The 12,759-nt window shown below is 61.9% G+C and carries 11 protein-coding genes; 7 read left to right on the forward strand and 4 right to left on the reverse strand.

Annotation, left to right across the window (positions count from 1 at the left end; all coding sequences use genetic code 11):
• Positions 1-28 precede the first annotated feature (28 nt).
• On the reverse strand, positions 29-1,318 hold the full coding sequence (locus tag NCHU2750_RS19170) for an ABC transporter substrate-binding protein (RefSeq protein WP_119942194.1): 1,290 nt from the start codon (positions 1,316-1,318) through the stop codon (positions 29-31).
• Between the two features lie 33 nt (positions 1,319-1,351).
• Positions 1,352-2,443, reverse strand: a complete 1,092-nt coding sequence (locus tag NCHU2750_RS19175) for an ABC transporter ATP-binding protein (RefSeq protein ID WP_119942196.1) — start codon at positions 2,441-2,443, stop codon at positions 1,352-1,354.
• A gap of 237 nt (positions 2,444-2,680) precedes the next feature.
• On the opposite strand from NCHU2750_RS19175, the gene NCHU2750_RS19180 reads away from it, so the two are divergent.
• From NCHU2750_RS19180 to NCHU2750_RS19215, 6 genes are all read left to right on the forward strand, one after another.
• Positions 2,681-3,397: a GntR family transcriptional regulator gene (locus NCHU2750_RS19180; protein WP_119942198.1), complete on the forward strand. Its 717-nt coding sequence runs from the start codon at positions 2,681-2,683 to the stop codon at positions 3,395-3,397.
• 370 nt (positions 3,398-3,767) lie between these two features.
• Positions 3,768-4,856 (forward strand): ABC transporter ATP-binding protein, encoded by a 1,089-nt coding sequence (locus NCHU2750_RS19195; protein WP_119942200.1) that lies wholly within the window; start codon positions 3,768-3,770, stop codon positions 4,854-4,856.
• A 66-nt stretch (positions 4,857-4,922) separates the two neighbouring features.
• Positions 4,923-6,068, forward strand: a complete 1,146-nt coding sequence (locus NCHU2750_RS19200; RefSeq protein ID WP_205583868.1) for an ABC transporter substrate-binding protein — start codon at positions 4,923-4,925, stop codon at positions 6,066-6,068.
• A gap of 292 nt (positions 6,069-6,360) precedes the next feature.
• A complete protein-coding gene (locus NCHU2750_RS19205) occupies positions 6,361-7,182 on the forward strand; it encodes an ABC transporter permease (RefSeq protein ID WP_119942202.1) in 822 nt (273 codons plus the stop codon).
• Positions 7,183-7,196: 14 nt separating this feature from the next.
• The gene (locus tag NCHU2750_RS19210; RefSeq protein WP_119942204.1) at positions 7,197-8,030 is read left to right on the forward strand and encodes an ABC transporter permease; all 834 of its coding nucleotides are present in this window, start codon (positions 7,197-7,199) and stop codon (positions 8,028-8,030) included.
• 5 nt (positions 8,031-8,035) lie between these two features.
• Complete coding sequence (locus NCHU2750_RS19215; protein ID WP_245480288.1) at positions 8,036-9,052, forward strand: LacI family DNA-binding transcriptional regulator; 1,017 nt, start codon at positions 8,036-8,038, stop codon at positions 9,050-9,052.
• 12 nt (positions 9,053-9,064) lie between these two features.
• Here NCHU2750_RS19215 and scpA read toward each other — a convergent pair whose 3' ends face one another.
• Positions 9,065-11,236 (reverse strand): methylmalonyl-CoA mutase, encoded by a 2,172-nt coding sequence (gene scpA / locus NCHU2750_RS19220; RefSeq protein WP_119942206.1) that lies wholly within the window; start codon positions 11,234-11,236, stop codon positions 9,065-9,067.
• A 538-nt stretch (positions 11,237-11,774) separates the two neighbouring features.
• On the opposite strand from scpA, the gene NCHU2750_RS19225 reads away from it, so the two are divergent.
• On the forward strand, positions 11,775-12,044 hold the full coding sequence (locus NCHU2750_RS19225) for a ribbon-helix-helix domain-containing protein (RefSeq protein WP_119943556.1): 270 nt from the start codon (positions 11,775-11,777) through the stop codon (positions 12,042-12,044).
• On the opposite strand, the gene NCHU2750_RS19230 is transcribed toward NCHU2750_RS19225, so the two are convergent.
• Positions 12,039-12,725: a DUF2161 domain-containing phosphodiesterase gene (locus tag NCHU2750_RS19230; protein WP_119942208.1), complete on the reverse strand. Its 687-nt coding sequence runs from the start codon at positions 12,723-12,725 to the stop codon at positions 12,039-12,041. The genes NCHU2750_RS19225 and NCHU2750_RS19230 overlap by 6 nt on opposite strands.
• Between the last annotated feature and the right edge of the window lie 34 nt (positions 12,726-12,759).

Genomic DNA, 12,759 nt, shown 5'->3' on the forward strand with positions numbered 1-12,759 from the left:
GGGGGAGGGGACTGGTCGGCGAATGCCGTTAAGCCGCGATGAACTCGTTCCAGCGGCGGACCATGTAGCGGTCCTCGTCCATGACGGAGTTCCAGCAGGCGACATGGCCCATGCGTTCCTCGAAGGAACCGCCGTCGCGCACGGCACCGGCCTTTTCCATCACCTTGCCTTCCGGCGAGAGGATGTCGCCCTTGGCCGCCTTGCCTTCGATCCAGTAGCCCCATTCGTCTTCCGACATGAAGCCCTTGGCGGTATCCATGCAGGCGGAATAGTAGCCCTGGCGGTTCAGGTAGGCGCCGACCCAGCCGGACGTGTACCAGTTGATATAGTCATAGGCAGCGTCGAGCTGTGCGCCCTTCAGATGCGAGGCAAGGCCGAGACCGCCGCCCCACGAACGATAGCCTTCCTTGAGCGGCTGGAACTTGCAGGCGATGCCCTTGGAACGGACTGCGGCAACCGCCGGCGACCACATCGACTGGATCACCACTTCGCCAGATGCCATCAGGTTGACCGACTCGTCGAACGACTTCCAGAAGGCACGGAACTGGCCGGCCTGCTTGGTCTTGATCAGGAAATCGATCGTCTTGTCGATCTCGGCCTTGGTCATGTTGCCCTTGTCGGCATATTTGATCTGGCCGGATGCTTCCATGATCATCGCGGCATCCATGATGCCGATCGACGGGATGTTGAGGATAGCCGTCTTGCCCTTGAACTTCGGGTCGAGAATGTCAGCCCAGCTGGTGATCTCGCGGCCGACGAGGTCCGGACGGATGCCGAGCGTGTCGGCATTGTAGATCGTCGGCATCATCGTGAACCACTGGGTCTCTTCCTTGGCGAATTTCTTGTCGCCGGGCTTCTCGACGAAGCCGACCGTATGCGGTGCCGTGCCCTGGGCGATCTTGCTGTCGGGCGTCAGCTTGCCGTTCTTGAACAGCGGCACGACCTTGTCGTAGAATTTCAGCTTCTTGGTATCCATCGGCTGGATGACGCCGGCGGCATAGACCTTCTTCAGGATCCAGTATTCGATATCGGCGATATCGTAGGAGCCCGGCTGAGTGACGGCGCGCTGGGCGGCGGCGTCCGAGTCGGTTGCCGTCATCTCGAGCGTGATGCCGAGGTCGGCCTTGCACTTCTCGGCGATCGCATTGATGTTCGAAACGCCGGTGCCGAACTGGCGAAGCGTGATCGGGTTCTGCGCCCAGATGGTCGGGAAGCCGGTGATGGCGCCTGAACCGGCGGCAAGGCCGGCCGCGGCAGATGCCGTCTTCAGCAGCGAACGGCGGGAAATTCCCTTTGCCGTCTTCTTCGTCTCCGTCATGTCAGTTCTCCTCTTGAGGTCTATTGTTATGGTTCAGTGTTTCAGCCGGCCAAGCACCAATGCGTCCTCGCGCTCCCACGAAAGCGGGATCGCATCGCCCACTTTCACCGGATTGGCGAAATAGTCCCTGTCGCTCAGGATGGCCGTGAAGTCTTCGATACCGGAGCCGTTGACGGTGAGCTTCACCGAAGAGCCGCGATATTCGACGTTGGAGACCGAGCCGATGAAGCCCAGTCCCTTTTCCGTTGCCGGCGTCACGCGCACATGGTCGGTGCGCACGGCGATGTCGGCCGTGTCGGTCAGTCCGGCAGTACCCGCACCGATGGCGAGGAAATCGCCGCCGGCCGGAACCGAGATCATCAGTTCGTCGCCTTCGCTCTTCGTCACCCGGCCGGAAATCACGTTGTGGTCGCCCATGAACTTGGCGACGAAGGCGGTTGCCGGCCGCTCGAACACTGTGCGCGGATGGGCTGCCTGCTCGATACGCCCGTCATTCATGATGACGATGATGTCGGCCAGCGCCATTGCCTCTTCCTGGCTGTGCGTCACATGCACGAAGGTGATGCCGAGCGAGGTCTGCAACTTCTTCAGCTCCGCCCGCATGCGGATCTTCAAGAACGGGTCGAGCGCCGAAAGCGGTTCGTCGAGCAACAGCGCTTCCGGGTCGGTGATCAAGGCGCGGGCAAGCGCCACGCGCTGCTGCTGGCCGCCGGAAAGCTGGGCCGGCCGGCGCGTCGCATAGGCTTCGAGCTGCATCAGCTTCAGCATGTCGAGCGCCTTGGCGCGCCGCTCGTCCTTTTCGACGCCCTTCATCTTCAAGGAGAAGGCGACATTGTCGACGAGATCGAGATGCGGGAACAGCGCATAGGACTGGAACATCATCGCCGTGCCGCGCTTGGCCGGCGGCAGGTCGGTGACGACCGAATTGCCGAGCCGGATATCGCCGGTCGAAATGCTCTCGTGGCCGGCAATCATCCGGAGCGTCGAAGTCTTTCCGCAGCCGGAGGGCCCAAGCAGGCAGCAATAGGTGCCGGCCGGTATCTTCAGGCTGATCTCGTGCACCGCCGTCGTGGTGCCGTAGATCTTGGAAACGGATACGATGTCTATTTCAGCGGCTTTGCTCATAGGCACTCTCCTGCGACATTCTTGTCATGCAGGAGGTGTGCCAGTTCGCTTTGCCGTTGAACTCAAAGGATAATCTGCAAGCCGCTTCGCAAGCGCATGCTGGTTTGCGCAAATTTGCAGCGATCGTTTTCGATCAATGTTCAAATCGTATGCAATCTTGGTGTTGGATTGCAGAACATCCCCACTATGCAGAGAGCTATTCGGCGGGTTACAAGGAAATATACCGGACAACACGCCATGACCCTGCTCGAAAAGACCCCAGCCAGTACCGACCCGCATATCGAAGATCGTTCGCTCGCGATTCGCGAATCCCTGCGTAACGCCATCATCGATCGGCGTCTTGCGCCGGGAACCAAGCTGTCGGAAGCGGAAGTCGGTGCCCTGTTCGATGTCAGCCGCACGGTGGCACGCGCCGCGCTGCAGATGCTGACCTTCGAAGGCCTGGTGAAGACCGAGCGCAATCGCGGCGCCTTCGTTTCCAATCCCTCGCCGGAGGAAGCCCGCCAGATCTTCGCCTCCCGCCGCCTGATCGAGCCGGGCATCGTCGCCGGCGCCGTCGAGCGCATCACGTCCGAGGATATTGCCCGTTTCCGCGAACAGCTGATCGAGGAAGAGCGCTACATGAACGAGCGCGGGCCTGCCGCGCGTCGTGCCGAGATCAAGGCATCGGGCGATTTCCACCTGATGCTGGCCTCGGTCGCCGGCAATGCCATCCTGCAGCGCTTCATGGACGAACTTGTTGCCCGCTCCTCGCTGGTTATCGCGCTCTACGGCCGCTCCGGCGTATCGAGCTGCGGCCATAGCGAACATTTTGCTATTCTCGACCTGATCGAACGCGGCGATGCAAAGCGCGCGGCCGATCTCATGCTGCATCACATCGATCACATCGAAGCCGATCTCGACCTGCAGCCCAAACAGGGTGTCGGTCTCAAGGACGCTCTGCTCCTCGGCTAGAGCCTTTCCTGGTTAAATTGAAACGCTCTGTTGGCTCAAGCGGGGTCGCATGGTCGACCGGCAGGCGCGCGTCGTAGCCAAGGCTTACGGCCAAGCCGGCCGGTCGATCAGGCGGCCCGCTTCAGCCAACCCGAAGGGCCGGGCATCTTTCCGCCAGGATCAAAGGCGATCGGCTCGGACGTACCGTGGGGTATGCCCGTCGCCAATCGCCTTTGCCCTGTCGAAAACCTGCTCCGGCAGAGCGCTTCAATTTAACCAGGAAAGGCTCTGAGCCGGGTTTTGGCTTTCTGGCACGCGACTGTCATGTGCCTGTAAAACTCCCGCTCTAAGAACCTGCTCGAAAGTTGCACGGCTGTGCAAAGGGGGCAGTATGGACGAGGTCGGTTTTCTTCAGTTGCAGGGTGTCGCGAGCCGTTATGGCGCGACCCAGGTGCTCAAGGATATCGACCTGTCGATCGAGAAGGGCGAGTTCGTCGCGCTGCTCGGCTCCTCCGGCTGCGGCAAGACCACGCTTCTGCGCCTGATCGCCGGCTTCAACAGCCCGAGTTCCGGAACCGTCCGCGTTCGTAGCCGGGACGTCGCCCATCTGCCGCCCGACAAGCGCGGCATGGCGCTGGTCTTCCAGTCCTACGCGCTCTGGCCGCATATGACGGTTGCCCAGAATATCGGCTATGGCTTGAAGCTGAAGGGCATGCCCCGGGCGCAGATTGCCGAGAAGGTCTCCGCTATGCAGGCCCTGCTCGGCCTTGGCGGGCTTGAGGCGCGCAAGCCGGCAGCGCTCTCCGGTGGCCAGCGCCAGCGCGTCGCACTTGGTCGAGCGCTCGCCATCGATCCGGAAATCCTGCTTCTCGATGAGCCGCTCTCCAATCTCGATGCCCGCATTCGCCTCACCGTGCGCCACGAACTGCGTGCGCTGCAGAAAAGGCTCGGCATCACCGCAATCCATGTCACCCACGATCGCGAGGAGGCCATGGTGATGGCCGACCGGATCGTCATTCTCGATGCCGGCCGCATCGCCCAAGAGGGAACGCCGGAAGAGGTGTTCAATCGCCCGGCCTCCTCCTTCGTTGCCGCCTTCATGGGTGCCGAGAATGTGCTCACGCTGGATGGCACGCGCGACGGCGAGACCTTCGCCATCGCTGCCGGCCCGGCCAATGCGGCGACTGCCGTTCCGGTTGGCGGCCGCCCGCTGGTCTCGGGAACCGTCGAGGCACGCTTCCGGCCCGAAGCGGCGCGGCTCTATCCCGACGCGCAATCTGTTCCCGATGCCGCCGGCATCGTCTTTCACGGCACTGTCGCAGCCGTCAGCTATCCCGGTGGCCACTGGCGCCATGTGGTGATGCTTGGGCTCGGGGAGAACCATTCGGAAATCCTGGCGGATGCCGATCGCTCCTTCGCGCCGGGTGAAAGGGTCGCCGTCCATGTGCCGGCAGATGCGCTTTTTCTGTTCAATACCTGAGTTTTCATACCCGCAATTTTCCATTCGACAATCGCCATTCCCCAACCGTCACCAGGGAGAAACACCATGAAGAGACTGTCCTACGCCGCCTTCGCGGTCGCCTTCGCGGCCCTGCCGCTCCACACGACCGCCTCGGCCGAAGAGCTGACGGTCGCCACTGCTGGCGACCAGAACATGGTCGACTACATCAACCAGTATCTCGGCCCGCTGTTCGAGAAGACCTATCCGGGCAACACGGTCCGCGCCATCGGCACCGGCCCCGGCGATTCGGGCTCGCAGAAGCTGCTTGAGCGTTTTGATGCCCAGGCTGCTGCCAAGGCCGAAAAGTGGGATGTCGACGTTGCCGTCGTCCACGAAAAATTCGTCGGCCCGATGGTCACCAAGGGCTATCTCGCCAAGTATCGCGGCGATATCGACACCGGCAAGCTGGTCACCCGCGACAACGCCAAGATGGCGCTCGGCACCAATGTCGACGGTTACGTCATGCCGATGTTCAACAGCCAGACGGCCATCGCCTATAACCCGGCTCTCGTTCCGAACCCGCCGAAGTCCTATGCGGAACTTGCCGACTGGGCCAAGGCGCATCCCAAGCAGTTCGGCTATAACGGCATCAAGGGCGGCGCTTCCGGCGTATCCTTCGTCATGGGCTGGATCTATGCCTTTGGTGATGGCGATGCCAAGACGCTGATGAACGGCCCCTTCAAGCAGGAAGAGACCAAGAAGTGGGACGGCGCCTTCAAGAAGCTCGCCGACTTCACCACCAATGCCACGCTGACGCCCGGCAATGCCGGCACGCTCGATCTTCTGGCCCGCGGCGAAATCGCCATGGGTCCGGTCTGGGTCGACATGTTCTATTCCTGGCAGGCCAGCGGCCAGCTTCCGCCGACACTGAAGCTCGTTCTGCCGGCTCCGGGCATGCCGGGCCAGCCGATGCATTACGTCATTCCGGAAAAGACCGCCCACAAAGATCTGGCCGAAAAGTTCGTGGCGCTCGCCACCAGCCCCAAGGTTCAGGCGGAAGGCATCGTCAAGCGCTTCAACTGGTATCCGGGTATCGACGCCGACAAAGTCAAGGCCGAACTCGACGACGCCACCTGGAACAAGCTCTTTGTCGACATTTCGCCGGAAGATCTCGCCACCAAGGGCAAGCCCTTCCCGATCGCACCCTATAACGACGCGATCCTCGAAGCCTACGAGAAGTCGGTCAAGTAAGCCGGCGACTGCCTTCTCCTCGACCGAGAGGGAAGTGCATTCGAAAAAGACCCCTCCCAACCCTCCCCACAAGGGGGAGGGCCTAACCTGGCCGCTCCGTCGAGCCTCTAAATTGAGGCAGCCGGGTGCCGCGAAGTTTCTCCCCCTTGTGGGGGGCTCGAAGAGCGGGTTGAGACACGTGGCTCAATCCAGGTAGGCCGGCCGGCCGGAGGGGGACTTCTCCGACAAGATCGCCGTTTCTCACTGATCGAGAATGGCCCTTAGTAACTCGCCTCGCATCGAGCACAACGAAATGCAAAGACGTCTCCTCGGTCTCATTCTGGTCGCGCCCGCTTTGGCGGTGATCGTCTTCCTGTTCATCCTGCCCCTCGTCATGTCGGCGGTCGGAGCGTTTCAGGTCGACGGTGCCTATGGGCTTGGCAATTTCGAAAAGACCTTCGACCTCTACAGCAAGGATATCGTCTTCACCGTCCTGATCGTCGGCCTGTCGACCGTTCTGATCGGCATATTGTCGATCGCCATCGGCGGTTACCTGACGCTCGGCGAAAACCCGAAGGCCGTCGCCATCCTGCGCTTTCTCTATCGCTGGCCGATGTTCATTCCCTTCATCGTCGTCGGCCAGATCCTGCGCACCTTCCTCGCCAAGACCGGCATGCTCAACAATGTCGCCATCAATCTCGGCCTCCTGTCGCCGATCGATGCCACGAGCTATCTCGACTGGCGCGGCATCGTCATCGCCTTCGTCTGGAAGCAGACGCCCTTCGTCGCCCTGCTGGTCGCCGGTGCCATGGCCTCGATCAATCGCGAGACCATCGATGCCGCCCGCAATCTCGGCGCCTCGAAGCTTCGGGTCCTCATCGAAATCATTGTGCCACAGGTCGCCATGACGGTGACGGTCGGCCTCATCCTGTCCTTCGTCACCATGATGTCGGTTCTCTCGGTACCGCTGATGATCAATGCCCAGTCGCCCACCATGATCACCGCCGATATCGCCTTCCGCATCAATTCCTACGGCGATTACGGCGTCGCCAACGCGCTCGGCCTCATCTCCTTGGCTCTCGCAGCCTCCGTCGCCTGGATCTATCTGAAGGCCAGCCTTAAGGAACGGGCATAGTGGGAGAGCGCATCATGACCGGCCTGAAAGCCAACCACACGCTCGTCAACGCCCTCTGGTGGGTGCCGCGCGGCATCGTTTTCGGCACGCTCGCCTTTTTCATCTCCGGGCCGCTTTTGAATATGCTGCTCTGGACCGTGGCGGAGAAATGGTATTACCCCCACAGCCTGCCGCTGCAATACGGCTTCAGCTCCTGGGCAAGGGTGTTTGCTCCGCGTGGCGGTGCGCTGGAATCGCTCGGCAATTCCATCCTCGTGGCCGTGCTGACGGTGGTCGTGGCCCTGGCTTTGGCCATCCCCGCCGGTTACGCGCTTGCCCGGTTGAAACTGCCCTTGCGCGGCCTCATCCTGCTGGCCTTTCTCATCCCGCAGGCCTTTCCCAACCTCACCGTCTACGTCAACATCGCCCGCATCTTCTACGAGATCGGCCTCAACGGCACGATCCCCGGCGTCGTTCTGGTCCACGTTTCGCACGGTCTCGTTTACGCGGTGTGGATTGCCACCGCAGCCTTTTCGGCGATCGACATCGAGCTCGAACAGGCCGCCCGCAATATCGGTGCCGGCGCCATGCGCACCTTCATGGATGTGACGCTTCCGCTTGCAGCACCGGGTCTCATGGCAAGTGCCATTTTCGTTTTCCTCGAAAGCCTGGATGAATTCACCGGCAGCTATTTCGTCGGCGCTCCCGACGTCAACATGCTGCCGCTCCTGCTCTACACCGCCGGTGCCGGCGGCAATTACCAGATCGCATCGATCACCGCGCTTCTTCTGCTCATTCCCTCGCTGATCTTCATGGCGGTGGTCGAGCGCTTCCTGCGGGCCGATGTTCTTTCCAAAGTGGGGCACTGACGATCATGAAGGACGAAAAGCGCATGGGCTTCGTCAGCGCCGAACAGGTGGCAAAACTTGCCGGCGTTTCCCGCTCGGCCGTTTCCCGCACGTTTACGCCCGGTGCCAGCGTCTCGCCGGCAACCCGCGAAAAGGTGATGAAGGCGGCCGAGGAGCTGGGTTATCACGTCAATGATCTCGCCCGCGGCGTGCTTTTGAACCAGAGCCGGCTTGTCGGTGTCGTCGCCACCAAGCCGGAAATCGGCTTTCGCGCCCACCTGACGGCGGCGCTCACCAAGGCGCTGATCCGCCGTGGTTCGATACCGGTGCTGATCAATACCGGCGAGACCGAGGAGGAATTGCTGGCCGCGCAAAAGATGCTGATCGGCCACCGCGCCGAGGCGACCATCATTCTCTCCGGCTCGCCGCCGGCAAGTTTCTTCGAGCTTGCCCAGCGCAACGGCCAGCCGCTCGTCGTCATCGGCCGCTCCGAGCCGGATGCCGATCATGTTCTGGCCGGCAATGCCGAAGCATCGAGACAGGCGGCATCGGCCTTCATCTCCGCCGGCCGCCGCCGCCTGGCGGTGATCAGCTCGCATTCGGCAACGCCCAGCATCGCCGAACGGCAGGACGCCTTTGTCGCCGCCGCCCGTACCGAAGGTCTTGAGGCGCGGATCGCGACCGGCCGCGATTCCGACTATCACGGCGGAGTTGCCGCTGCCCGTGCGCTGTTTTCAGAAGGCGATCGGCCGGATGCGATCTTCTGCGCCAATGATCTTCTGGCCTTCGGCGCGATGGATGTCATCCGCCGCGAATTCGGCCTGAACGTGCCGGACGACGTGGCCCTGATCGGCTTTGACGACGTGCCGGAATCGGCCTGGATGAGCTACGAGCTAACCACCTTCCGGCAGGATCCGGTGGTGATCGCTGCCCGTGCCGTGATGCTGATCGACCAGCGCCTGCAGAACCCGGCTGCACCCCGCGCCTGGGAAAGGGTCGCTCCCGAACTCCGCATCCGCAAGAGTTTTGTTCCTGCCCGGTGATGACGGCGCCGCTCAGGCCACTGCATTCCTGCGCTTGCCTTCAAGCAGGTCGATGATCGAGTTGGCCGCATCGAGCACATTGGTGCCCGGCCCGAACACGGCGGCAACGCCATGGTCCAGCAGATAGTCATAGTCCTGCCGCGGAATGACACCGCCGACCACGACGATGATATTCTCCGCGCCCTTTTCCTTCAGCGCCTCGACCAGCTGCGGCGCAAGCGTGCGGTGCCCGGCGGCAAGCGACGACATGCCGACGACCTGCACCTTCTCGCTGACCGCCAGATCCGCAGTTTCTTCCGGCGTCTGGAACAGCGGACCGGCGAGCACCTCGAAGCCGATATCGCCGAAGGCCGACGCAATCACCTTGGCGCCGCGGTCATGCCCGTCCTGCCCGAGCTTGGCGACGAGGATCTTCGGACGGCCCTTGCCCGAGGATTTCCCGTAATCCGATAGCCGGCTTACGATTGTCCGGTATTCCGGATCGTCCGCATAGGCGGGGCCGTAGATATCGCCCACCACCTCCGGTCGGGCAGAGTGATCGCCGAAAGCCTGGCGCATTGCATCGGAAATCTCGCCGACGGTCGCACGGGCGCGGGCGGCCTCGACGGCAGCTTCCAGCAAATTGCCTGTGCCGGATTTGGCCACTTCGGAAAGGGCGGCTAGTGTCTCTTCGACACGTTTCGGATCGCGTTGGCGGCGCACTTTTTCCAGCCGGTCGACCTGCGCCTTGCGCACGGCCGTGTTGTCGATCGCCAGAACGTCGATCTCGTCCTCGTTTTCCAGCCTGTATTTGTTGACGCCGACGATCACCTCCTCCGCCCGGTCGACCTTCGCCTGGCGCAATGTCGCCGCTTCCTCGATCAGGCGTTTCGGCAGGCCCTCGGCCACCGCCTTGGTCATGCCGCCCAGCGCCTCGATCTCCTCGATCAGCGCCCAGGCCTTTTCCGCCAGTTCATTGGTCAGGCTCTCGACATAGTAGGAACCGGCCAGCGGATCGACCACCTTGGTGACGCCGGTCTCATGCTGCAGGATGAGCTGCGTATTGCGGGCGATGCGGGCGGAAAAATCCGTCGGCAGCGCCATCGCCTCGTCCAGCGCATTGGTATGCAGCGATTGTGTGCCGCCGAGCACCGCCGACAGCGCCTCATAGGCGGTACGGATGACGTTGTTATAGGGGTCCTGCTCGGCAAGCGACACGCCGGACGTCTGGCAATGGGTCCTCAGCATCAGAGAACCGGGCTTCTTCGGCTCGAACTCCTCCATGATCCGCGACCAGAGCAGCCGCGCCGCCCTGAGCTTCGCCGCCTCCATGAAGAAATTCATCCCGATGGCGAAGAAGAAGGACAGTCGCCCAGCAAAGTCGTCGACATTGAGGCCCTTGGCGAGCGCCGCGCGCACATATTCGCGACCGTCGGCCAGCGTGAAGGCAAGCTCCTGCGTGAGCGTCGCCCCTGCCTCCTGCATGTGATAGCCGGATATCGAAATGGAGTTGAAGCGCGGCATTTCCCGCGCCGTATAGTCGATAATGTCGGCAACGATCCGCATCGAGGGCTCGGGCGGATAGATATAGGTGTTGCGGACCATGAACTCCTTGAGGATGTCGTTCTGGATCGTGCCCGACAGCTCGGCGCGCGAACAGCCCTGTTCCTCGCTGGCAACGATGAAGGCGGCAAGGATCGGGATCACCGCGCCGTTCATCGTCATCGACACAGACATCTCTTTGAGCGGAATGCCGTCGAACAGGATCTTCATGTCCTCGACGCTGTCGATCGCCACGCCCGCCTTGCCGACATCGCCCTCGACGCGCGGATGGTCCGAATCGTAGCCGCGATGGGTGGCAAGGTCGAAGGCGACGGAAAGCCCCTTCTGTCCGGCGGCAAGATTGCGCCGATAGAATGCGTTGGACGCTTCGGCGGTGGAAAAGCCGGCATATTGCCGGATCGTCCAGGGCCGGCCGGCATACATGGTGGCCCGCGGCCCGCGCAGGAAGGGTTTGATGCCCGGCATCGTGTCGAGATGGGAAATGCCGGCAAGATCATCCGCCGTGTAGAGCGGCTTGATGTCGATCCCCTCGGCCGTGTGCCAGGTCAGCGTGTCGGGCGAGGCCTTCAACTCCTTCTCCGCAAGCTTTTCCCAATCGTCCCTGTTGGCCTGCCGATCGGTCTTCGAGCTGTTGTCCGACACCGGTTTCTCCTCACCATGCGGTTTCGTTCACGCGCGTCGCAGACGCCGTGATGTTCAATATAGAACTTGGACAGGGCGCTGAAAGCTGCCTCTTAGTTTAAGTTTAAATGTGACACCTCTCAGCGCCCCGTTCGGCAGTTTTTATCCGCAGCCCGATCGGTTCGAAGCAAACAACATCGGCTCTATCCGATGCCTCATCCGGAAGCTTCAACGCGGCCTTGATACGCCGTCGCTTCCGGGCTTTACGGGACGACGGTCTTTCATCCGCCGCCGTTTGCCCTATGGGCCGAGCCCAAACCGGAATTTTTGGTGTCCCGGCTGCCAATCCTTTCGCGGACCCCGGTGATGAAGACTTACGTCCTTCCTTCACCCCCGGAACCGATCCCGCCTCGCCGGCACGACTGCCAGTGTATCCGCGACGGAACGGCATGATTGTAGGCACGGGTTTTGAGGCCGGGGATGAAGATGGGCGAAATTTTTCCGGAAATTGAAACGGGAGCTTCCCGGTCGTATCCTCTGCGAAGAAAAGGAGCCCGTCATGTCCGTGAAAGCCTCCATCTCGATGACCGACCAGCAGGATGCCTTTGCCCGAAAGCTGGTCGAGGAAGGGCATTATGAAAACCTCAGCGAGGTCGTCCAGCACGGCCTCGAGCTTCTCCGTGCCGAGACGGAATGGCCGGAAGAGGACATCGAGGACCTGAAAAAACTGCTCAACGAGCGGATGAATGGCGAGTTCATTACGATGGAAGAAAGCGAGCGGCGGATTGACGCCATGATCGAGGCGAACCGCAAGGCCTATGGTCTATAGCGACAGAGGACCCGCAGGCGCTTTTGCACCGTCGCTCGTTCTCCACATCTCCACCGCCCTGATCCCGTCGTCGCTCAGCGCATAGACGCCCTTGTCGATCTTTTCGAACCAGCCGTAATAGTTGTCGCGAAGGATCTGTCCGGCCTTGTCGGTGATCGTCTTGAGATCTCGCGGACGAAGCGGACCATCGGTGAGGGCCGATGCGCAGGCGAGTGCCTGCTGCCGGTAGGCCGTCATGATCGGCACCTTGGTCGAGCCGCCTCTGGCAGGATCCCCCTGCCGCTTGCGGTGTTCCTTGATCAGCTTCGTGCGCCGTTTCGGATTGCTGCGCGGCATCGGCGAGACGGAACTGACGAGGATGCTGACCTCGCCTCCATCGGACACGCCGAGCATGCCGATGCCGAGCCGCCGGCAGAGATCGCGGTAGCGTTTGTCGGCTTCGCGGCCTCGTCCCTTTGCCGAAACGCGGGCGGCAATCCACACCTCGTCAGCGGCTGTGGCACGGTCGACCGCCTGCAGGATCAGTTCCAGATTGAAGGAGAGTTTCAGCTCGCAGACCACCATGACGGTCGGATCGCCCTCGCTGATCCCGACGATGTCGCAACCGCCGATCTCCCCCTTCACCGAATAGCCGGCCTGTTCGAGAAACTGTTTGACGGGCAGATAGAGCGAGGTTTCCATAAAAGTCCAATCATGCGATCGGCCGGACCGATAG

The organism is Neorhizobium sp. NCHU2750 (assembly GCF_003597675.1).
In the GTDB taxonomy this organism is placed as follows: domain Bacteria; phylum Pseudomonadota; class Alphaproteobacteria; order Rhizobiales; family Rhizobiaceae; genus Neorhizobium.